The organism is Inquilinus limosus (assembly GCF_051487185.1).
Taxonomy (GTDB): domain Bacteria; phylum Pseudomonadota; class Alphaproteobacteria; order DSM-16000; family Inquilinaceae; genus Inquilinus; species Inquilinus limosus_F.
Genome location: NZ_JAHVDK010000015.1, coordinates 50,477 through 72,230 on the forward strand (window position 1 = coordinate 50,477; position 21,754 = coordinate 72,230).

At 70.8% G+C, this 21,754-nt stretch carries 19 protein-coding genes; 11 read left to right on the forward strand and 8 right to left on the reverse strand.

Annotated elements, in window-relative coordinates:
• The first annotated feature begins 20 nt into the window (after positions 1 to 20).
• From KXR53_RS18225 to KXR53_RS18235, 3 genes are all read left to right on the forward strand, one after another.
• Positions 21 to 218: a hypothetical protein gene (locus tag KXR53_RS18225; protein WP_437376666.1), complete on the forward strand. Its 198-nt coding sequence runs from the start codon at positions 21 to 23 to the stop codon at positions 216 to 218.
• A 132-nt stretch (positions 219 to 350) separates the two neighbouring features.
• Complete coding sequence (locus tag KXR53_RS18230; RefSeq protein WP_437376667.1) at positions 351 to 1,742, forward strand: MFS transporter; 1,392 nt, start codon at positions 351 to 353, stop codon at positions 1,740 to 1,742.
• Between the two features lie 191 nt (positions 1,743 to 1,933).
• Positions 1,934 to 2,572 carry a LysE family translocator gene (locus KXR53_RS18235; RefSeq protein ID WP_437376668.1) on the forward strand — a complete coding sequence of 213 codons (639 nt, stop codon included), beginning with the start codon at positions 1,934 to 1,936 and terminating at the stop codon, positions 2,570 to 2,572.
• 3 nt (positions 2,573 to 2,575) lie between these two features.
• Here the strand turns inward: KXR53_RS18235 and KXR53_RS18240 are convergent, their stop codons facing one another.
• Positions 2,576 to 3,571: a Bug family tripartite tricarboxylate transporter substrate binding protein gene (locus tag KXR53_RS18240; RefSeq protein ID WP_437376669.1), complete on the reverse strand. Its 996-nt coding sequence runs from the start codon at positions 3,569 to 3,571 to the stop codon at positions 2,576 to 2,578.
• Positions 3,572 to 3,797: 226 nt separating this feature from the next.
• Here KXR53_RS18240 and KXR53_RS18245 point away from each other — a divergent pair, with 226 nt between their 5' ends.
• The gene (locus KXR53_RS18245) at positions 3,798 to 4,742 is read left to right on the forward strand and encodes a metFprotein (protein WP_437376670.1); all 945 of its coding nucleotides are present in this window, start codon (positions 3,798 to 3,800) and stop codon (positions 4,740 to 4,742) included.
• Positions 4,743 to 4,938: 196 nt separating this feature from the next.
• On the opposite strand, the gene KXR53_RS18250 is transcribed toward KXR53_RS18245, so the two are convergent.
• The 6 genes from KXR53_RS18250 to KXR53_RS18275 form a co-directional block, all read right to left on the reverse strand.
• Positions 4,939 to 6,393 (reverse strand): ABC transporter ATP-binding protein, encoded by a 1,455-nt coding sequence (locus KXR53_RS18250; protein WP_437376671.1) that lies wholly within the window; start codon positions 6,391 to 6,393, stop codon positions 4,939 to 4,941.
• A complete protein-coding gene (locus KXR53_RS18255; RefSeq protein ID WP_437376673.1) occupies positions 6,390 to 7,202 on the reverse strand; it encodes an ABC transporter permease in 813 nt (270 codons plus the stop codon). The genes KXR53_RS18250 and KXR53_RS18255 overlap by 4 nt, the downstream gene beginning before the upstream one ends.
• Positions 7,199 to 8,137 (reverse strand): ABC transporter permease, encoded by a 939-nt coding sequence (locus KXR53_RS18260; protein WP_437376675.1) that lies wholly within the window; start codon positions 8,135 to 8,137, stop codon positions 7,199 to 7,201. Before KXR53_RS18260 ends, KXR53_RS18255 begins: the two co-directional genes overlap by 4 nt.
• A gap of 10 nt (positions 8,138 to 8,147) precedes the next feature.
• The gene (locus KXR53_RS18265; protein WP_437376676.1) at positions 8,148 to 9,671 is read right to left on the reverse strand and encodes an ABC transporter substrate-binding protein; all 1,524 of its coding nucleotides are present in this window, start codon (positions 9,669 to 9,671) and stop codon (positions 8,148 to 8,150) included.
• A 203-nt stretch (positions 9,672 to 9,874) separates the two neighbouring features.
• Complete coding sequence (gene bioD / locus KXR53_RS18270) at positions 9,875 to 10,522, reverse strand: dethiobiotin synthase (RefSeq protein ID WP_437376677.1); 648 nt, start codon at positions 10,520 to 10,522, stop codon at positions 9,875 to 9,877.
• 173 nt (positions 10,523 to 10,695) lie between these two features.
• Positions 10,696 to 11,733 (reverse strand): GlxA family transcriptional regulator, encoded by a 1,038-nt coding sequence (locus KXR53_RS18275; RefSeq protein ID WP_437376678.1) that lies wholly within the window; start codon positions 11,731 to 11,733, stop codon positions 10,696 to 10,698.
• A 225-nt stretch (positions 11,734 to 11,958) separates the two neighbouring features.
• On the opposite strand from KXR53_RS18275, the gene KXR53_RS18280 reads away from it, so the two are divergent.
• From KXR53_RS18280 to KXR53_RS18310, 7 genes are all read left to right on the forward strand, one after another.
• A complete protein-coding gene (locus KXR53_RS18280; protein WP_437376679.1) occupies positions 11,959 to 13,635 on the forward strand; it encodes a formate--tetrahydrofolate ligase in 1,677 nt (558 codons plus the stop codon).
• Positions 13,636 to 13,693: 58 nt separating this feature from the next.
• A complete protein-coding gene (locus tag KXR53_RS18285) occupies positions 13,694 to 14,251 on the forward strand; it encodes a hypothetical protein (protein WP_437376680.1) in 558 nt (185 codons plus the stop codon).
• A 113-nt stretch (positions 14,252 to 14,364) separates the two neighbouring features.
• A complete protein-coding gene (locus KXR53_RS18290) occupies positions 14,365 to 14,931 on the forward strand; it encodes a tyrosine phosphatase family protein (protein WP_437376681.1) in 567 nt (188 codons plus the stop codon).
• Between the two features lie 120 nt (positions 14,932 to 15,051).
• The gene (locus KXR53_RS18295) at positions 15,052 to 16,302 is read left to right on the forward strand and encodes a sarcosine oxidase subunit beta family protein (protein ID WP_437376682.1); all 1,251 of its coding nucleotides are present in this window, start codon (positions 15,052 to 15,054) and stop codon (positions 16,300 to 16,302) included.
• A 10-nt stretch (positions 16,303 to 16,312) separates the two neighbouring features.
• Positions 16,313 to 16,687 (forward strand): sarcosine oxidase subunit delta, encoded by a 375-nt coding sequence (locus KXR53_RS18300; protein ID WP_437376683.1) that lies wholly within the window; start codon positions 16,313 to 16,315, stop codon positions 16,685 to 16,687.
• The gene (locus KXR53_RS18305; RefSeq protein ID WP_437376684.1) at positions 16,684 to 19,743 is read left to right on the forward strand and encodes a sarcosine oxidase subunit alpha family protein; all 3,060 of its coding nucleotides are present in this window, start codon (positions 16,684 to 16,686) and stop codon (positions 19,741 to 19,743) included. The genes KXR53_RS18300 and KXR53_RS18305 overlap by 4 nt, the downstream gene beginning before the upstream one ends.
• Complete coding sequence (locus KXR53_RS18310) at positions 19,736 to 20,374, forward strand: sarcosine oxidase subunit gamma (protein ID WP_437376685.1); 639 nt, start codon at positions 19,736 to 19,738, stop codon at positions 20,372 to 20,374. Before KXR53_RS18305 ends, KXR53_RS18310 begins: the two co-directional genes overlap by 8 nt.
• A 30-nt stretch (positions 20,375 to 20,404) precedes the next feature.
• On the opposite strand, the gene KXR53_RS18315 is transcribed toward KXR53_RS18310, so the two are convergent.
• Entirely contained in the window at positions 20,405 to 21,715 is a 1,311-nt protein-coding gene (locus KXR53_RS18315) for a PQQ-dependent sugar dehydrogenase (RefSeq protein ID WP_437376686.1), read from the reverse strand.
• Between the last annotated feature and the right edge of the window lie 39 nt (positions 21,716 to 21,754).

Genomic DNA, 21,754 nt, shown 5'->3' on the forward strand with positions numbered 1-21,754 from the left:
CGATTGCCGAGGAACCGCCCATGCGACCGATTCGGGACATCCTGTCCGACGCCGACCTCGACGAGGTGGTGCGGCGCTGCGAGCTGCGCTGGCGCGCCGTGGAGCAGGGGCTGCGCGAGGACGAGATCGCCGTGCTGCTCACGCTCGGCCTCGACCGGGCGGAGGCACGGCTCCGGACTCTTCACCCGTGCAAGGGCGCGGGGAACGGCCCGGACTGATGGCGTCCACCGTCCCGCCGGTCCATCCTGTCTTCCGCTCGGAGTGGTGCGGGCTGCTGTCTATTTTCAAAGCGATTGCTTTTCTAATTCACCGGATATAGCAAGAAGTGACTTGCAAAAAGGGGGCGGGCCATGGAGGAAACGATCGACGGGCGGTGGGGCGAGCTGCTGACCCGGCGCTATGCCGCCACGGTCGCCACCCTGTGTCTGGGTGTGGCGCTTTACGCGCTCAACGCCTTCCTGGTTTCGACCTCGCTGCCCACTGCGGTGGTCGAGCTCGGCGGCGTCGGGCTGATCAGCTGGGCCTTCACCGTCTTCCTCGTTGCCGCCATCGTCGGCGGCGCCGCCTCGGCGATGCTGAAGCAGCGGCTTGGCACCCGTCCGACGCTGCTGCTGGCGGCGCTGGCCTTCCTGGCCGGCACGCTGGTCTGCGGCTTCGCCACATCGATGCCGATGGTGCTGGTCGGCCGCCTGTTCCAGGGCGCGGGGGAAGGGGTGATCGCTGCGGTCTGCTACGCGCTGATCCCCGAGATGTTCCCGTCGCGCCTGATCCCCAAGGTGTTCGGGGCCGAGGCCATCGTCTGGGCCGCCGCGGCCTTCGGCGGGCCGCTGCTCTCCGGCGTTCTGACCGAGACAGTGTCCTGGCGCGCCGCCTTCCTGGTCAACGTGCCGGCGATCCTGGTCTTCGCCGCACTGGTCGCCGTGGTGGTGCCGCCCGACCCGGGCACGCGGACCGGTGCCGGGGTGCCGATCGGGCGCCTGTTCGGCTGCGCCCTCGGCATCATGCTGGTCTCGATCGCCGGCATCGTGCCGCAGAGCTGGCAGGCGGCGTTGTGCGTCGCCGCGGCGCTTCTGGTGCTGGCCGCGGTGGTGCTGGCCGACCGGCGCAGCCGCGACCGGCTGTTCCCGTCCGACGCCTTCACCTTCCGGTCGACCGTCGGCGCTGGGCTCTGGGTGGTGCTGCTGATGCCGGTGGCCCAGGCCGCGACCACGGTCTATCTCAACATCACCATCCAGCATCTCTGGGGCTATGGCCCGACCATGGCCGGCTATGTCAGCGCCCTGATGGCGCTGTCCTGGAGCGGCTCGGCCGTTCTGGTCGCCGGCATCGTCCGGCCGGAGGCGCAGCGTCGGCTGATCCGGCTCGGGCCATTCCTGCTCGCCCTCGGCCTGCTCGGGGTGATGGCGGCGGTGGCGACGGGCCGGCCCTGGCTGCTGATGCTGTGCCAGGTGCTGATCGGCGCCGGCTTCGGCATCTCCTGGGCCTTCCTCAGCCAAGCGGTGATGGAGGCGGCGCGGCCAGGCGAGCGCGATGCCGCCTCCGCCCTGCTGCCGACGCTGCAGTCCGGCGGCTACGCCATCGGCGCCGCGGTGGCCGGGCTGATCGCCAACGAGGCCGGCATGGCTGTGGCGCTGACCCCCGAGGCGATCATCCCCGCCGCCAGCTGGGTGTTCGGCATCGCCGCGCTGCTCGGCACGCTGGGCTTCCTCGCCAGCTTTGGAGTTCGCCCGGGCGGGCGGTGAGGCGGTTTCGCGCCTCCCTTTACCGTCATTGCGAGCGCAGCGAAGCAATCCACCGGGCAGTTCGTGCGGGACGATGGATTGCTTCGTCGGCTTCGCCTCCTCGCAATGACGGTGAGGGGAGAGGTCGACTCGACTCCCCGCACGCCGCGCCGGTACCGTTCCCTGGAGACAGGCGGAACGGGAGAACGGCGATGCTGGCGAGTTCGATCCTGGCGTTTCTCGGGGTGTCGGCGCTGGTCATCGTCACGCCCGGCCCCGACACCGCGGTCACGGTGCGCAACGCCCTCCTCGGCGGCCGCGCCGGCGGTGTCTTCACCGCCCTCGGCGTTTCGGTCGGCCAGGCGATCTGGGCCTTCGCCACCAGCCTCGGCATCGTCGCCCTGCTGGTGGCGTCCGAGCCGCTGTTCCTGGCGGTGAAATATGCCGGTGCCGCCTACCTCGTCTGGCTCGGCCTGCATGCCCTGCGCGCAGCGTGGCGGGCGGACAGGGCGGGCGATCCCGCAGCCGCAGCGCGGCCGGCCCGGCGCCTCGGCCGCGGTGCGGCGTTCCGCCAGGGGCTGGTCAGCGATCTCGGCAACCCGAAGATGGCGGTGTTCTTCGCCAGCCTGCTGCCGCAATTCGTGCCGGCGGGCCAGCCGGCCTTCACCGCCTTCCTCGCCCTCGGCCTGGTGTTCAGCCTGATGACCTTCGCCTGGCTCGCCGCCTATGCCGTCGCTGTGGCCAAGGCCGGCGACGTGCTGCGCCGGCCGCGGATCCGCCGCGCCATCGAGGGCGTCACCGGCGCCCTGCTGGTCGCGCTCGGTCTGCGGATCGCGGCGGAACAGCGCTGACGGTTACTGCGCCGTGGCGCCGGAAGCCTCGACGATCGGCTTATACTTCGCCGTCTCGGTCTTGATGTAGGCCGCGAACTCCTCGGCGGTGCTGCCGATCGGCTGGGCGCCCAGGGCCTCGACCCGCGCCCGGATCTCCGGCAGGCGCATGATCCGCTGCGCCTCGGCGCTCAACTTCGCGACGATGGCGGGCGGCGTGCCGGCCGGCGCCAGGATGCCCTGCCAGGAGGTGATGTCGAAGCCCGGGATGAACTCCGCCACCGTCGGCACGTCCGGCAGCACCTTGGCCCGTTGCAGCCCGGTCACCGCCAGGGGGCGGACGGTGCCGGCCTTGGCCTGCTCCACCGCGGTCGGGATGTTGTCGAAGATCATGTCGACATGGCCGGCGACGACGTCGCCCAGCGCCTGGGCGCTGCCCTTGTAGGGCACATGGGTCATGCGCGAGCCGATCTGCTGTTCGAAGGCGGCGGCGGCGAGGTGGATCGAGGTGCCAAAGCCGGAGGAGGCGTAGCTGTAGCGGTCCGGCTCGGCCTTCAGCAGCGCGATCAGCTCCGGCACCGATTTCGCCGGGAAGGACGGGTTGACCACCAGCAGGTTCGGCAGGGTCGCGGACAGGGAGACCGGCGCGAAGTCCTTCACCGGATCATACGCCAGGTCCTTGTAGACCCACGGGTTGATCGCATGGGTGCTGACCGTGGCCATGCCGAGCGTGTAGCCGTCCGGTTCGGCCTTGGCCACGAGCTCGGCGCCGATGGCGCCGCCGGCGCCCGGCTTGTTCTCGACGACAAAGGGCTGGCCGAAGGTCTTGCTCATCTCATCGGCCAGCAGGCGACCGAACAAGTCGGTGTTCCCGCCGGGGGCGAAGGGCACGATGATGGTGACCGGCCGGTTCGGATAGCTTGCCGCCAGGTCCTGGGCGGAGGCCCGGCCAGCGGGCAGGAAGGCGGAGATCAGGGCCAGGCCGGCGCACAGGGCCAGCCGCAAGGCTATCTTGGACATGGTTTCCCCCTTCGATGATGGCGGCCTCGGGCACGGGTCCGCTTCCGCCTCCCACTATGCCAAAGGACCTCCATCCTGGCACGCGGGGCGGGCCGGCCTGTCGCAACGAGGCCGCGGTGTCGTCTTCCGGACAGTTCCGGTCGTCGGCGACGCAGCGCCGGAGCCCCGGCACCACCATCTTCTCCACCAGCGCCGGTGATGGCGCCGTGCCCATGGAGGACGGTGGATGCTGGGATTCGATCGGTCGGCCGCCAAGGTTGTCTCGCTCCCGACGCCGAAGACGGCGGTCGTCGACCTGTTCCGCGATCTGTCGATCGAGACCGCGCCCGGCATCGCCACCAAGACCGCCAGCTACGGCGCCCATCTTCCGGCCGGCACCCGCGTCTATGTCACCATGCTGCCGGGCGCCGATCTCGGCGAGATCGTGCAGACCGCGGCGCGGCTGCGCGGCGAGGGGCTGGTGCCGGTGCCGCACATCGCCGCCCGCAGCCTGGCGAGCCGGGCCCAGCTCGACAACTATCTCCGCCGCCTCGCCGGCGAGGCCGGGGTCGACCAGGCGCTGGTGATCGGCGGCGGCGTCTCCACCCCCGTCGGCCCGTTCGACCGCACCATGCAGGTGCTGGAGACGGGCCTGCTGCAGCAGCACGGCATCAAGACCATCGGCGTCGCCGGCCATCCCGAAGGCAGCAAGGACATCCCGGCGGAGGAGATCGCCCGGGCCGTGGCCGAGAAGAACGCCTATGCCAAGGCGACCGGCACGGACATGTACATCGCCACCCAGTTCTGCTTCGACGCCGAGGCGATCATCGCCTGGGACCGCGACCTGCGCCGCGCCGGCAACGAACTGCCAATCCATCTCGGCCTGGCCGGTCCGGCCAAGCTGAAGAGCCTGATCCACTACGCCGCGATGTGCGGCGTCGGCCCGTCGATGCGGTTCCTGACCCGCCAGGCGATGAACATCGCCAAGCTGGCCTCGGTCTCGGTGCCGGACCGGCTGCTGGCCGCGCTGGCCGATTACCGCGCCAAGGATCCGGCCTGCGGCCTCGCCCAGCTGCACCTCTTCGCCTTCGGCGGGCTGGAGCGCTCGGCCCGCTGGGTCAAGGCGATGCAGGAGGGCCGCTTCACCCTCGACGGCCGCGGCGGCTTCGCCATGGACGAGGCTCTGGACTGAGGCCGTCGAACGCCAAGTTTGCTCGGCGACGCGGTTCCCCCTCACCCTCCCATTCGCTGCCGCGAATGGGCCCCTCCCTCTCCCCGAGGAGAGGGGACTAGGAACCGCAGCCCCTTCACCTCTCCTTGGGGAGAGGTCGAAATCGCGTCAGCGATTTCGGGTGAGGGGGCGGCACCGGCCTTTCCGTTGATCGCCCCTAAACCGGCGCGGCCAGCTCCGCCGCGCCGCGTGCCGCGGCGTCTCCCTCCGGCCCCGACAACCTGAGCACCCGGGTCGAGAGCTTCTCCGCCAGGGCGAGGTCGTGGGTGACCAGGAGCACGCCCAGCCCGGTCTCGGCCACCACCTCGAGCAGCAGCTCCACCACCTCCTGCTGGCTCACCGGGTCGAGGCGCGAGGTTGCCTCGTCCGCGAACAGGAACACCGGGTCCAGCAGCAGTGCCCGCAGCAGGGCGAAGCGCTGCAGCTCGCCGCCCGAGACCTGGCCCGGCAGGCGGTCGAGCAGCCCGTCCGAGAGGCGCAGCCGCGCCATCAGCCGCTCCACCCGGTCCCAGGGCTGGCGGTGCAGCCGGGCCAGGTCGCGCAGACCCCGGCGGATCGGCTGATGCGGCGCGAAGGCGGCGGGCGGGTCCTGGTACAGCTTCTGGAACCTGAGCCGCGGCTGGCCGCCGGGCCGCTCGACCGTGCCGCTGTCGGGCGCGGCCAGGCCGAGCAGGATGTTGCCGAGCGTGGTCTTGCCGCAGCCGCTGGGGCCGACCACGGCGACGATCTCGCCCGCCCGCACCTCGAGATCGATCCCCGCGAACAGCCGGCGGCCGCCGAAGGCCTTGCCAAGGCCGCGGCCACGCAGGACCGGCCCACCCGAGGACCGTGGCGCCCGGTCCGGCCAGCCCTGCGGGTCGGCGGCCAGCAGCGCCCGGCTGTAGGCGTGGTCTGGCGCCCGCAGCACCGTCTCCGCCAGGCCGGATTCGACGATCCGCCCGTCCAGCATGACGCCGACGGTCCCGCCCAGCGCCCGGGCGACCGCGATGTCGTGGGTGATGGTGAGCAGCAGGCGGCCGGCCTCCGCCTCGCGCTTCAGCCGCGCCACGACGCCGTCGCGGAGCTGCGCGTCGAGGCCCTTGGTCGGCTCATCGGCGATCAGCAGCGGGCTGCCGCCGGCATGGGCGATGGCGATCGCCGCGCGCTGGGCCATGCCGCCCGAGATCTGGAACGGGTAGAGCGCCTCGGCGCGGCCGAGCCCGACCTCCGCCAGATGCTCGCGGCCGCGGGCCTCGCTCTCCGCCCGGGGGCGCCGGTGCACGAAGCGGTGCACCTCCGCCACCTGGGCGCCGACCCGCATCGTCGGGTCGAGGGCGAGCCAAGGCTCCTGCGGCAGCAGCGAGATCGCGCGGCCCCAGAGCGCCCGCCGCTCCGCCGGCGGCAGGGCGAGCAGGTCGGCGCCGCCGAGGCGGATCGAGCCCGACGCGTGCAGCCCGGTCGGCAGGGTGCCCATGATCGCCTGGGCGACCAGCGACTTGCCCGAGCCGCTTTCGCCCAGCAGGGTCATCGGCCGGCCGGGGCGCAGCGACAAGTCGACCCCGGCGACGAGAGGGCCGGCGGCCGAGACGATGCCGAGGCCGGCGATGGAGAGGCCATGGTCGGGGGCGTTCATCGGGAGTCCCTCTGCGCGACGAGCTGCAAGCCGAGGACGAGCAGCACGATCAGGCCGGCGGGCAGCAGCACATGCAGCGGCGCCTCGGCGTAGTAGGGCAGGAGCTCGACGATCATGCTGCCGAGCTCCGGCGTCGGCGGCTGCAGGCCGACGCTGATCGCGCTGAGGGTCGAGATGGCGATGATCGCCGTCGCCATGGCGAAGGCCGCGAGCGTCCCGATCAGCGGCGCGATCACCGGCAGGACGTGGCGGCGCAGCACATAGAAGGGGCCGAAGCCGAGCAGGGTCGCCGCCTCGACATGCGGCTGCTTCAGCACGGTTGCCGCCGTGGCGCGGGTGACGCGATAGAACTCGACCCACAGCGTCAGCGCGAGGCCGAGATAGAGCGGCCCGAAATTGCCGGGGGCGAAGGCCAGCAGCAGCAGGACCAGCATCAGCCCGGGCAGAGCCAGGACGACGGTCGAGGCGAGGTCAGCCAGCCGCTCCACCCAGCCGCCGCGCCAGGCGGCGGCGAGGCCGAGCAGCACGCCGGGCACGGCCGCCGTCGCCATGGTCAGGACGGCCATGCCGCAGGACAACCGGGCCCCATGGGCCAGCCGGGCCAGCAGGCTGCGCCCGTAATGGTCGGCGCCGAGCAGGTAATCGCCACCGACCGGCGCCAGGCTGGCGCCCAGATCCTGCGCGGCGGGATCTGCCTCCACCAGCCAGGGCCCGAGGACGGCAAAGGCGCCGAGCGCGAGGAGCAGCCCGCCGCCCAGGGCACGCGCGGCCCCGAGGCGCGGAGACGGGGAGGGCAGGGCCAGTGTCATCGCGTGGTCCTCGGGCGCGGGTCGAGCGAGGCGGTGGCGGCGTCGACCGCGGCGGTGATGGCGACGAAGATCAGCCCCATGACCAGGGCCGTGCCCTGCACCATGGGAACGTCGCGCTCGATGATGGCGTGGACCAGGGCGTGACCGATGCCGGGATAGGCGAAGATCGATTCGACCACGACGACGCCCTCGACCAGGTAAATCGCCTGCAGGCCGAGATAGGAGACGACGGGGATCGCCGCGTTGCGCAGGCCGTGGCGGCGCACCACCACCGCCTCCGGCAGCCCCTTATGCCGGGCGAAGGCGAAGAAGGGGGTCGCCGCCACGCCGGCGACCGCATCCCGCGTCACCCGGCTCGACACGGCGGCGAGGCCGAGGCCGAGAGTCAGCGCCGGCAGGGCGAGCTCCCGCCAGGTGCCGAAGCCGGCCGGCGGCAGCCAGCCGAGCCGGATGGCGAAGACCAGCATCAGGATCAGGCCCAGCACGAAGGGCGGCAGCGCGCGCAGGATGATGGATCCGGCCAGCCCGAGCCGGTCGACCCAGCCCTGCGGCCGCAGGCCGGCGGCGACGCCGATCGCGGGGCCGATCAGCAGCGACAGCCCCAGCGCCGCGGCGGCGAGCCACAGGGAGTAGCCGAGCTGGACCTCCAGCTCTTCGACCACGGGCGCGCCGGTGACGAGGGATCGCCCGAGGTCCAGCCGGGCCAGGTCGGCGATCCAGTCGGCGAACTGGGCGGGCCAGGGCCGGTCGAGGCCAAGCTCGGCCCGCACCTTCTCCGCCGCCTGCGCGTTCATGGCGTCGGGGCCGTAGCGGCCGGCGGCGATCCGCATCGCCGGATCGCCGGGCAGGACGCGCATCAGCACGAAGCACAGGGCGCCGACGACCAGCGCCACCAGGGCAGCCTGGCCCAGCCTGGGGAGAAGAAGCCGTCCCATCGCGTCGCCCTTAGTCCGCCCAGCGAATCGAGGCGAGGCGGTAATTCACCTCCAGCGGGTCGATCTCCACGCCGGTGATACGCTTGTTGGCGACGATCGCGAGCTCCGACCAGGTGACCGGGATGCCCGGCAGCTGGTCCTGCAGGATCTCGGCGGCGCGCCGGCGCAGCGGCTGCTGCCGGTCCGGGTCGCTCGTCGTCATCAGCTGCCCGACGATGTCCAGCAGCTCCGGATCGGACCAGCCCATCGCGCCCCAGTCGCCGCCTTTTGGCCCGTAGTCCTGCGTCAGCGCCCCGATCGGGTCGGGAACGACGGAGTAGAGGCGCGAGATCAGGCCGATCTCCAGCGTGCCGTCCTGGTGCCGGCTGACGATCTCCGAGCTGTTGCCGACCGACACCTTGAGGTCGATGCCGACCTCCTTCAGCTGCGCCTGCAGCGCGGTGGCGATCGGCGGCAGCTCCGGCCAGTTGGCGTAGGTGACGAGGGTCGGGCTGAAGCGCCGGCCGTCCTGCTCGAGGATGCCGTCGCTGCCGGGCGTCCAGCCGGCCTCGGCCAGGAGGCGCCGCGCCTCCTCGAGGTCGCGCCGCAGCGGCGCCAGGTCGGGTACGTGCCAGCCGGCGAGGCCGGGCGGGAACAGCTGGGTCGCCGCCAGCTCGGGGTTGCGCAGGATCGCCTTGGCGATGCCGGCGCGGTCGATGGCGAGGCTCAGCGCCCGCCGTTCCCGGACGTCATCGAAGAAGGGCGAGGCCGCGTTCAGCTTCAGGAGGCGCGTCCGGGGGATGGTCGCGGCGCGCACGTCGAGATCGGGATCGCGCTTCAGCCGCGCCACCGAGACGGGCAGCATGGAGAAGGCGAGGTCGGCCTCGCCGCTCTCGGCCATCAGCGCCCGGGTCTCGCCCTGGCCGACGGCGAGATATTCCACCTCCCGGATGCCCGGCTCGCCGCCCCACCAGCCGCCGGCTTCCTCGAGCTCGAGCTTCAGCGGCGGCGTCAGCGCCTTCACCCGGTACGGGCCGGAGCCGATGATCCGCGTGACCCGGCCGGCCTCGTCGTAGGAGGCCGGGGCCAGGACGATCGTGCTGTAGTTCACCAGGAAGGCGGGCAGGGCGGCGAAGGGGCGCTCTAGCTGGACGACGACGTCGGCGCCGTCATGGGCGATCTCGGCGATCGGAACCTGGGACAGGGGGCCGGCCCCGGCGCGGGCGCGGCGCAGGCTCGCCGCCGCCGCCTCGGCGGTGACGGGCGTGCCGTCGTGGAAGACGGCGCCGCCCCGGATCCGGAAGCGCCAGGTCAGCCCGTCATCGGCGGCGGACCAGGACTCGGCCAGGGCCGGGGTGAGGGTGCCCATGGGATCGGCCGTGACCAGGGTCTCGGCCACCTGCATGCGGCTGAAGATGTAGCCCGACTGCGCCGGGTCGATGCCGGCGATCTCCCAGGGCCCGACCACCTTGAGCGGCCGGTCCTGCGCCGAAGCGATCCCGGCCCAGAGGCCGAACGCCAGCCCGGCCGCGGCGAGAACACGCGCGATCCGCATCCCCCTTCTCCGAAATGTTATATCTTAACGATTTCTGGAGAAGGCCGAGGCAAAGGTCAACAGCGGGATACTCTTCGTCATTGCGAGCGCAGCGAAGCAATCCATCGGGCCGCTCGAACCGGCGGCATGGATTGCTTCGTCGGCTTCGCCTCCTCGCAATGACGGTGAGGGGAAGGCGTTCCGAAAGGGTTTCGCAAGCCGCCTCAGGCGGCCACGGCCTCGGAGACGATCTCGCCCAGCGGCGGCACGGCGTGCGCCAGTTCCTCGACCACGGCGCGGGTGACCTTCGGCAGCTCCGGGATTTCCAGGATCACCGGCACGCCGCCATGCTTCTCGATCGCGGCGCGGTTGCCGGCATTGAGGGGGCCGTTCATCACCACTCCGGCGATCGGGATCTTGCGGTGGCGCAGCGCCTCGATGGTCAGGAGGGTGTGATTGATCGTGCCGCGGCCGCTGCGCGCCACCACGATGGTGGGGTAGCGCCACACCCCCAGCAGGTCGATCGCTAGGGTCGAGCAGTCCAGCGGCACCATCAGCCCGCCGCCCGGCCCCTCGATCAGCAGCGGCCGGGTCGTGAAGGGCGGCGTCAGCGAGGCCGGGTCGATCTCGCTCTCCTCCAGCGCCGCGGCGGCGACCGGGGCCAGCGGCGCCTGGAAGGCGTAACGCGGCGCGTGCAGCCGGTCGGCCGACAGGCCGGTCAGGGCCGCGATGGTGGCGATGTCGCCCGGCTTTTCGGCCAGGCCGGTCTGCACCGGCTTCCAGTAGTCGGCGTCCCAGGCGGCGGCCAGGCAGGCGCAGGCGAGGGTCTTGCCGACACCGGTGTCGGTGCCGGTCACATAGAATCGAGTCATGGGGTGCTGAGGGGCTCTGCGACGAGGCGGTCGGCGGCCGAAAGGGCCTGCCAGGTCCGGTCTACGGGCATTCGGATCCGGGATGCCGTTACGCGAAGTCGCGGACTATGCACAGATCGGTCCTCCGAAGCGAGTCCCCAGTTACCGCAGCGCAGCAAAGCTGGAATGCGTCGTCAAGCGGGGACCTTCTGTCGCGCCGGCCTTTCCGGCATCGGCACCCCGCGCAGGATGGCATTCGCCCGCTCCTCGCGCGGCGACCGGCCGTAGAGCTGGCGGTAGCATTTCGAGAAATGCGAGGCCGAGACGAAGCCGCAGGCCAGCGCCAGATCGACGATCGGCAGATCGCTCTGGTTGATCAGGTGCTGCGCTCGCTCCAGCCGCAACTCGAGATAATAATGCGCCGGGCTGTGGCCGAGCTGCTTGCGGAACAGCCGCTCCAACTGCCGGCGCGACAGGCCGACATGGGCCGCCAGCTCTTCCTGCGGCAGCGGCTCGGCGATGTTCGCCTCCATCAGCTCGATCGCCGCGACCAGCTTCGGGTTATGCACGCCGAGCCGGGCGCGCAGCGGCAGGCGCTGGCGATCGTGCGGGCTGCGGATGCGGTCGACCAGGCACTGCTCCGATACCTTGGTCGCTAGGTCGCGGCCCTGTCGGATCGCGATCAGGTGCAGCATCATGTCGATCGCCGCGGTGCCGCCGGAGCAGGTGTAGCGGTTGCGGTCGACCTCGAACAGGTCGCTCGACACCGGGATCTCGGGGAAGGTCTCGGCGAAGCCCGGCAGGTTCTCCCAGTGGATGGCGCAGCGATAGCCGGCCAGAAGGCCAGCCCGGGCCAGGAGATGCGAGCCGGTGCACAGCGCGCCGATGCCCACCCCCTGCCGCTCCGCCCGCCGCAGCCAGGCGAAGACCTCGTCGTCGCGGTAGCGCTCGATGCCGAGGCCGGAGCAGGCGAAGATCATGTCGAGCGGCTTGGACACGCCGGCCTGGCGGCTGAGCTCGGCCAGCGAGGTGTCGACGCCGACGCTGATGCCGTTGCTGGCCTTCACCGCCTGGCCGTCCTTCGACAGCACCATCCAGCGGTACAGCGGCTTGCCCGCCATGCGGTTGGCGATGCGCAGCGGCTCGACCGCCGAGGTGAAGGCGATCATCGAGAACTGCGGAATCAGCAGGAACCCGATGGTCTCGGTGTCGAAGGCTGGATCCTGGCCCATGTATGACTGCCTCCCGGCGGGCGTTTGCGCCCTGTTGAACGAATCGGTAGCACGGGTCGCAAATTCGACAAAGAGGCTGGTTGCGACGGCTGGGGGCTGGCGAGATCCGCGCCGCGCATGGCTGGCGCCGGGAGTCGCAGCGAGGCCGGACCACGTCGCCGCAGACGCGGTCCCGTGCCGGATGCTATGGGACGATCGGCGCAAAACAGCCTGGGGAGCGGACCTATGGGGGCACCGTCGGATATCGAGATCGCGCGCGCGGCGACGCTGCAGCCGATCGCCGAGGTCGGCGCGAAGCTCGGCATCCCCTCGGACGCCCTCTATCCCTACGGCCCGCACATCGCCAAGCTGACGCCCGGCTTCGTCGACGGGCTCGACGGCCGGCCCGACGGCAAGCTGATCCTGGTCACCGCCATCACCCCGACCCCGGCGGGGGAGGGGAAGACCACCACCACTGTCGGGCTCGGCGATGGGCTGAACCGGATCGGCCGCAAGACCGCGATCTGCCTGCGTGAGCCCTCGCTCGGCCCCTGCTTCGGGGTCAAGGGCGGCGCCGCCGGCGGCGGCCGCGCCCAGGTGGTGCCGATGGAGCAGATCAACCTGCACTTCACCGGCGACTTCCACGCCATCGGCAGCGCCCACAACCTGCTGGCGGCTCTGCTGGACAACCACATCTACTGGGGCAACGCGCTCGACATCGACAGCCGCCGGGTGACCTGGCGCCGGGTGATGGACATGAACGACCGAGCGCTGCGCTCGACCGTCACCGGCCTCGGCGGCACCGCCAACGGTTTCCCGCGCGAGGACGGCTTCGACATCACCGTGGCGTCGGAGGTGATGGCGATCTTCTGCCTGTCGAAGAGCCTGCAGGATCTGGAGCAGCGGTTGGGCCGGATCATCGTCGGCCAGACCCGCGACCGCCGGCCGGTGACGGCGAAGGACCTGAAGGCGGACGGGCCGATGACCGTGCTGCTGAAGGACGCCTTCATGCCGAACCTGGTGCAGACGCTGGAGAACAACCCGGCCTTCGTCCATGGCGGGCCGTTCGCCAACATCGCCCATGGCTGCAACTCGGTGATCGCGACGAAGACGGCGCTGAAGCTGGCCGACTACGTCGTCACCGAGGCCGGCTTCGGCGCCGATCTCGGGGCCGAGAAATTCTTCGACATCAAATGCCGCAAGGCCGGGCTGAAGCCGGCGGTGGCGGTGATCGTCGCCACCGTGCGGGCGCTGAAGATGCATGGCGGCGTGGCCAAGGAGGATCTCGGGCAGGAGAATGTGGCGGCGCTGCGGAAGGGCCTGGCCAATCTCGGCCGCCACATCCGCAATGTCGGCCAGTTCGGGGTGCCCGCCCTGGTCGCGGTCAACCGCTTCGTCGCCGACACCGAGGCCGAGCTGCAGGTGGTGCGTAACTACTGCGCCGAGCACGGGGTCGAGGCCCAGATCTGCAGCCATTGGTCGGACGGCAGCGCCGGAACCGAGGAGCTGGCGCGCAAGGTCGCGGATCTGGCCGAGGACGGTCACTCCCAGTTCCGCACGCTCTACGACGACGACCTGCCGCTGTGGGAGAAGATGCGGACGATCGCGACCTCGCTGTACGGCGCCGACGACATCATCGCCGACAAGCGGGTGCGCGACCAGTTCGCCCAGCTCCAGAAGGGCGGCTACGGCCATTTCCCGATCTGCGTCGCCAAGACCCAGTACAGCTTCTCCACCGACCCGGCGCTGAAGGGCGCACCGTCGCACCATGTGGTGCCGGTGCGCGAGCTGCGCCTGTCCGCAGGGGCGGAGTTCCTGGTGGCGATCTGCGGCGAGATCATGACCATGCCCGGCCTGCCGAAGACGCCGGCGGCCAACAACATCCGGCTGGACGGGGATGGGCGGGTGGAGGGGCTATTTTAAATTTTTTAACTCAACGAGATTGCTGTGTGTAATTAGCAAGCCGAATGTGGCCGGCGCGATGATGACGATCGCCGGCGGACGGCAAAGGACGATCCGCGCGGGAAAGGAGCATATGAATAAAATCCTGGGGGCTCTTTGGTGCGTGCTTGCTGCGTTGTTGACGGGCTTCTGGTCTCCCGTCACTCAAGCAAAGGAGTTCAGCGAATTCGATCTTCAAATTATCGATGTTGCGAACAAGTACACTGCTGCCGCTATCTCTGCCAAGCTCTGCGGCCACTATCGCTTCGAAGATAAAGCCGAGGAAGCGAGATTCAACAGCAACTTAGGATTGTCTCGAATCTACGTAGCGCGTATTTTCGTGGAGAATTTCCCTGGAATTCCACAGGACAAGCTGATCGCACGTGCTGAGCAGATGGACCGGAAGCTCAATAGAGACATCGGAAGGTTCCATGCCGAAAAAGGCTGCTCTCATGAACTCATCGTCGTTTTCCTGAAATGGTTCTCACAACTTAAGAAGCTTCCCCAGATGCCCTATCCGGAATCGGACATCGAATTCGATGCCTTCAGGACGATGGCGTCCAGTTGGTTGGAACAAAACAGGGCGGCAACGTTGTAGTTGTCCTGTAGGGCAGGCGCATGCCCCCTCCGCACGGCTGAGGCCCGGCATCGGCGTTTGACCCGGCCGCGGCCGGGCAGGAGAGTGCCTCGCCCGATTCCGAGGACGACCCGATGCTGCTGCACCCCGATCGCCATCTCACCGTCTGCGGCCTGGAGGAGATCGCCGGCTTCCGCGCCGCCGGCGTCACCCATGTGCTGTCGATCGCCGATCCGGGCACCCCGGCCGAGAGCTATTTCGACGGCTTCGCCCCGCATCGCCGCCTCGACCTGCGCTTCCACGACATCATCGATGAGCGGCCCGGCGAGATCGTGCCGGCCCCGCAGCATGTCGCTTCGATCCTGGAGTTCGGCGAGGCGATGGCGCTGGAGGGCGAAAGCCTGCGCCACCTGCTGGTGCATTGCCATATGGGCGTGTCGCGCTCGACCGCGGCGATGCTGATGCTGATCGCCCAGCGCCATCCGGGCGACGAGACGGCGGCGGTGGCGAAGCTGGCGGCGATCCGGCCGCAGGCCTGGCCGAACACGCTGATGATCGAATACGCCGAGGCGGCGCTGGGCACCGGGGGCCGGCTGCGCCAGGCCCTTCTGCCGCAATACCGCCGGGTGGCGGCCGAGCGGCCGGAGCTGATGGCCCTGCTGCGGCAGGTCGGGCGCGAGCGCGAGATCCCGGCCGACTGACGCGGCCGCCACCGATCCGGCCTTGGCGCAGGGCGACGCCTGCGTGTCGCGCTTAAGCTGGCGCCGGCCCGCCCGGCTCTGCACCATGCCCACGCTCACCCCGGACCGGCCATCGGATTGATGTCGCGCTATTCCATTTTCACCCTCGCTCGCAACGCGCTCTCGCACCACGAAGGCTGGCAGAAGGCCTGGCGCTCCCCCGACCCCAAGCCGGCCTATGACGTGGTCATCGTCGGCGGCGGCGGCCACGGCCTGGCCACCGCCTACTACCTGGCGAAGGAGCACGGCGTCACCAATGTCGCGGTGCTGGAGAAGGGCTGGATCGGCGGCGGCAACACCGGCCGCAACACCACCATCGTCCGCTCCAACTACCTCTACGATGCCTCGGCCTTCATCTACGAGCATGCGCTGAAGCTGTGGGAGGGCCTGTCGGCCGACCTCAACTACAACGTCATGTTCAGCCAGCGCGGCGTGATGAACATCTGCCACGACCCGCACGAGGCGCGCGAGCTGAAGCGGCGGCTGCACGCGAACCGGCTGAACGGCATCGACAGCGATTGGCTGGACCGCGAGCAGGTGCTGGAGTTCTGCCCGGTCCTGAACCCCGACCCGACCATCCGCTTCCCGGTCTATGGCGGCACGGTGCAGCGCCGGGCCGGCACGGCGCGGCACGACGCCGTCGCCTGGGGCTATGCCCGCAGCGCCGATGCCCGCGGCGTCGACATCATCCAGAACTGCGAGGTCACCGGCTTCCGGATCGAGCACGGCCGCGTCGTCGGGGTCGAGACCACGCGGGGCTATATCGGCGCCGGCAAGGTCGGGGTGGTGGCGGCCGGCCACAGCTCGGTCCTGGCCAACCTCGCCGGCTTCCGCCTGCCGCTGGAGAGCCATCCGCTGCAGGCGCTGGTGTCGGAGCCGGTGAAGCCGGTCATCGACTGCGTCGTCATGTCGAACGCCGTGCACGCCTATGTCAGCCAGTCCGACAAGGGCGAGCTGGTGATCGGCGCCGGCATCGACGGCTACGTCTCCTATTCCCAGCGCGGCGGCTTCGCGATCATCGAGGAGACGCTGGCGGCGATCGTCGAGATGTTCCCGATCTTCAGCCGCATGCGCATGCTGCGGCAATGGGGCGGCATCGTCGACGTGGCGCCGGACGCCAGCCCGATCATCGGCAAGACCCCGGTCGAGAACCTGTTCATTAATTGCGGCTGGGGGACCGGCGGGTTCAAGGCCACGCCCGGCTCGGGCCATGTCTTCGCCCACACCATCGCCCGCGGCGAGCCGAACGAGATCGCCGCGCCCTTCGCGCTCGACCGCTTCGCCTCCGGCGCGCTGGTGGCTGAGCACGGCGCCGCCGCCGTGGCGCATTGAGGACGCCGCCATGTTCCTGATCGACTGCCCCTGGTGCGGCCCGCGCGACCAACGCGAATTCCGCTGCGGCGGCGAGGCCCATATCCGCCGCCCGACGGCCCCGGCTGAGCTGAGCGATGCGGAATGGGCGGACTACGTCTTCATGCGCTCCAACCCCAAGGGGCTGCATTACGAGCGCTGGGTCCACATCCATGGCTGCCGGCGCTGGTTCAACGTCGCCCGCCACACCGCGACCGACGAGATCCTGGCGGTCTACGGGCCCGGCGAGCCGCCGCCGGCGATCGAGGGCCAGCCCGTCCCCACCCCGTCCGGCGAGCCCGCCCGCGGCACCGCCAACCTGCCGCTGATCGATCCCACGAGCGCTTCCGGTCCTCAGACCCCATGACCCAACGCTACCGCTTGGTCGGCCGCGGCGCCGATATCGATCGCAGCCAGAGCGTCGCCTTCGCCTTCGACGGCAAGTCGTACCGCGGCTATGAGGGCGACACGCTGGCCTCGGCCCTGCTGGCCAACGGCGTGCACCTGCTCGGCCGCAGCTTCAAGTACCACCGGCCGCGCGGCGTGCTCTCGGCCGGGCCGGAGGAGCCGAACGCGCTGGTCCAGCTGGGCCTCGACGCGGCGCGGACCGACCCGAACACCCGCGCCACCCAGGTCGAGGTCTTCGACGGCCTGGCGGCGCGCAGCCAGAACCGCTGGCCGTCGCTGCGCTTCGACCTGAACGCGATCAACGACCTGTTCGCGCCGCTGATCCCGGCCGGCTTCTACTACAAGACCTTCATGTGGCCGCGCTCGCCCAAGGCCTGGATGGTCTATGAGCGGTTCATTCGCAGGGCCGCCGGCCTCGGCGTCTCGCCGCGCCAGCCCGACCCGGACCGCTACGACCACATGAACGCGCATTGCGACGTGCTGGTGGTCGGCGGGGGCATCGCCGGCCTCGGCGCCGCGCTGGCTGCGGCCCGCGCCGGCGCCCGGGTGATCCTGGCCGAGGACCAGCCCCGCTTCGGCGGTTGGCTCAGAGCCGAGCCAACGGCGTCGATCGGCGAGGCGGGCGCGCTCGACTGGGTCGAGGCGACGGTGGCCGAACTGGCGTCGATGCCCGATGTCCGGGTGCTGCCGCGCACCACCGCCTTCGGCTATTACGGCCACAACTGGCTCGGTCTGCTGGAACGGGTGACCGACCATGTCGCGCCGCATGCGGTGCCGGTCGGCACGCCGCGGCAGCGGCTGTGGAAGGTGCGGGCCAAGCAGGTGGTGCTGGCCACCGGCACGATCGAGCGCAGCCTGGTCTTCGCCGAGAACGACCGGCCGGGCATCCTCCTGGCCGGCGCCGCCCGGGCCTATCTGCACCGCTGGGGCGTGAAGGTGGGCGAACGGGTCGTGGTCGCGACCGGCGACGACAGCGCCTATGCCACCGCGCTCGACCTCGCCGCCGCCGGCGTCGCCGTGCCGGCCATCGTCGACATCCGGCCGGACGCGGACGGGCCGCTGGTGCGGGCGGCACGGGCTGCCGGCCTGCCGGTCTATGCCGGCCATGCCGTGGTCGGCACCTCCGGGCGCCTTCGGGTGCAGGAGGTGCGGCTGATGCCGCTTTCCGCCGACGGCCGGTCGGTGCGGCGCGGCGCCGAGACCACCATCGCCTGCGACGCCGTCGCCATGTCCGGCGGCTGGAACCCGGTGCTGAACCTGCACTCGCAGTCGCGCGGCCGGCTGCGCTGGGACGAGGCGCGGGCCACCTTCATGCCCGGCCAGTCCTTCCAGGCCGAGCGCTCCGCCGGCGGCTGCGCCGGCACCCTGCGCTTCGCCGACGCGCTGCAGGAGGGCCTCGTGGCCGGCGCCGCCGCGGCCTCGGCCGCCGGGCTGACCCCGGTGGCCGTGCCGGTGCCGCCGGTCGAGACCGCGCAGGAGGAGCCGGAGGCCGGCGAGTCCCGTCCGCTCTGGTCGGTGCCGTCGGACCGGCCGGCCGGTGCCGTCCGCGCCTTCGTCGACTTCCAGAACGACGTCACTGCCAAGGACCTGAAGCTGGCGCTGCGCGAGGGCTTCGTTTCGGTCGAGCACGTCAAGCGCTACACCACCACCGGCATGGCGACCGACCAGGGCAAGACCGGCAACGTCAACGCGCTGGGCATCGTGGCGGAGACGATGGGCCGGACGATTCCGGAGATCGGCGTCACCACCTTCCGCCCGCCCTACACCCCGGTCACCTTCGGCGCCATCGCCGGGCGCGGGGTCAAGGCGCTGTACGCCCCGATCCGCCGCACCCCGATGCATGGCTGGGCCGAGAAGCACGGCGCGGTGTTCGAGAATGTCGGCGGCGGCTGGAAGCGCGCCTGGTACTTCCCGAAGCCGGGCGAGGACATGCACACCGCGGTGAATCGCGAGGTCAAGGCCGCACGGACCTCGGTCGGCGTGATGGACGCCACCACCCTCGGCAAGATCGACGTCAAGGGGCCGGACGCGGCGGAGTTCCTGAACCGCGTCTACACCAATGCCTGGTCGAAGCTCGCCATCGGCGGCTGCCGCTACGGGCTGATGTTGGGCGAGGACGGGATGGTCAAGGACGACGGCGTCACCACGCGCCTCGCCGAGGATCATTTCCACATGACCACCACCACCGGCGGCGCCGCCACCATCCTCGCCTGGCTCGAGGAATGGCTGCAGACCGAATGGCCGGACCTGAAGGTGTTCCTGACCTCGGTCACCGAGCAATGGGCGGTCGCCACCATCTCCGGCCCGAAGAGCCGCGAGCTGCTGTCGCGCCTGACTGATCTCGACCTGTCGAACGAGGCCTTCCCGCATCTGACCATGCGCGAGGCCAAGGTGGCCGGGCTGCCGGCGCGGGTGTTCCGCATCTCCTTCACCGGCGAGCTGTCCTACGAGATCAACGTCCCGGCCGCCTATGGCCTGGCGCTGATGGAGGCGATCGAGGCGGCGAGCCAAGGTTCGGGTGGACAAGCAGGGCTGGACCTGACCCCCTACGGCACCGAGGCGATGCATGTGCTGCGCGCCGAGAAGGGCTTCATCATCGCCGGCCAGGAGACGGACGGCACCGTCACCCCCGGCGACCTCGGCATGGACTGGATCGTCGGCAAGAAGAAGCCGGACTTCATCGGCAAGCGCTCGCTCGACCGCGCCGACACGGCGCGGACCGACCGCAAGCAGCTGGTCGGCCTATTGACCGACGACCCGAAGCTGGTGCTGGAGGAGGGGGCGCAGATCGTCGATACGGCGACGCCGGGCGCCCCGCCGGTGCCGATGCTGGGCCATGTGACCTCGAGCTACTGGAGCCCCAACCTCGACCGCTCGATCGCGCTGGCCGTGGTCAAGGGCGGGTCGGGGCGGCTCGACGGCACCGTCCACATCGCCATGCCCGACCGCACCATCCCGGCCAAGGTGGTGAAGCCGGTCTTCGTCGACCCCGAGGGAGCGCGCCTCCATGCCTGACGTCGTGTCCCTTCAGGAAGAGGTCCCGGCCGCGGCGCCGGCCCGGCGCTCGGCGACCGAAGGGCTGGTCCGGCCGCTGGTGGCGCCGGCCAGCCCCGGCATCCGCCTGGCCGAGATCGCGCATGAGGCGAAGCTGAACTTGCGCGGCGACCTCTCCGATCCCGGCTTTGGCGCGGCCATCTCCGGCGCGCTCGGGCTCGACCTGCCGGCCCGCCCGGGCGTCGCCATGGCCGAAGGCGTTGCGGCGCTGTGGCTCGGCCCGACCGAATGGCTGGTGGTCGGCGGGGTGGACCGCGAGGCCGACCTCGCCGCCCGGCTGCAGGGCGCGCTGGCCGGCCGCCACGCCGCCGTCACCAACGTCACCGACAACTGGACGGTGATCGCGCTGGCCGGGCCGAAGGCGCTGGACGTGCTCGCCAAGGGCTGCCCGCTGGACCTGCATCCGCGATCCTTCCCGGTGGGGTCGGTGGCGCAGAGCATGATCGCCCAGGCCGACGTCATCCTGCACCGCACCGACGACGCGGACGGCGCGCCGCGGCTGCGGATCTATGTCCGCCGGTCTTTCGCCCAGTATCTCTGGGACTGGCTGGCCGATGCGGCGCTGGAATACGGGGTCGGCGAGGCCGGGTAGGGCGCCGCGCCCGGGTCATCGGCCTACCCCTTACCCTCCGGGCGCCCCCGTGACCCGCCAGATCACATCGCCGACATCGTCCGCCACCAGCAGCGAGCCGTCCGGGCCGATGGTCACCCCCACCGGCCGTCCGTAGGAGGCGCGCTCGTCGGGCGACAGGAAGCCGGTCAGGATGTCGCGCACGGGACCGACGGGACGTCCGTTGACGAACGGCACGAAGACGACCCTGTAGCCGCTCAGCTTGCTGCGGTTCCAGGAACCGTGCTGTCCGATCGCCATTCCATCGGGGAAGCCGGGCAGCGTGCCGGCCGGAAGCCAGCACAGGCCCAGCGACGCCGTGTGCCCGCCCAACGCGAAGTCCGGGGTGATGGCCGATGCGACCAGCGCCGGGTCCTGCGGCACCCGGTCGTCCACGATCCTGTCCCAATAGCAATAGGGCCAGCCGTAGAAGCCGCCGTCGCGCACCGATGTCAGATAGTCGGGGGGCGTCTCGTCACCCAGCCCGTCGCGCTCGTTCACCACCGTCCAGAGCGATCCCGTCGTCGGCTCCCACGCCATGCCGACAGGATTGCGCAGGCCGGAGGCGAAGATGCGGACCCTGCCGCTCTCGAGGTCCAACTCGTGGATAGCGGCCCGGCCTTCCTCTGCCGCCATCCCGTGTTCCGCGATGTTGCTGAGCGAGCCGACTCCGACATAGAGCTTCCGCCCGTCGGGGCTCGCCAGCAGGCTCCGCGTCCAGTGCCCGCCGCCCTTGAACTCCGCCAGCCTCCGCCCCGCTGCGCTGATGCGGGTGTCTCCGGGCGCGTACGGAAACGCCACCACGCCGTCGGTGTTGCCGACATAGAGCATATCGCCGAGCTGCGCCATGCCGAACGGCTGGTTCAGCCCGTCGAGGAACACCTCGCGGATTTCGGCGACGCCGTCGCCATCGGCATCGCGCAGCAGCGTGATGCGGTTCGGGCTGACCCCCACCGCGGCGGCGCGCTTCATCGTGCTGACCATGGCGTAGTCGAAGACGGACCTGATGCCCCCCGGCGTGCTCAAGGCCTCGGCCACCAGCACGTCGCCATTCGACAGGACATGGATCCAGCGCGGATGCTTCAGGCCGGCCGCGAAAGCGTTCACCTGGAGCCCCGGTGCCGCGACCGGCGTCTGTCCCGCGGCCCATCCCCTTGCGGTCGGCATCTTCAGGGTCGGAATGCTGCCTTGGGGCTTCGCCGGCGGGATGGTCGGCGTGCTGCCGAAGGCCGGCCCCTGCGGGCCGTCGTGCCGGTGCCGCAAATGGATCGCTCCGGCGCCGACCAGCGCGACCACTCGCGCAAAGATGCCGGACAAGCTCATGGCGTTCCCCTGCTTGCGTGAAACCGAGCGGCACGAAGG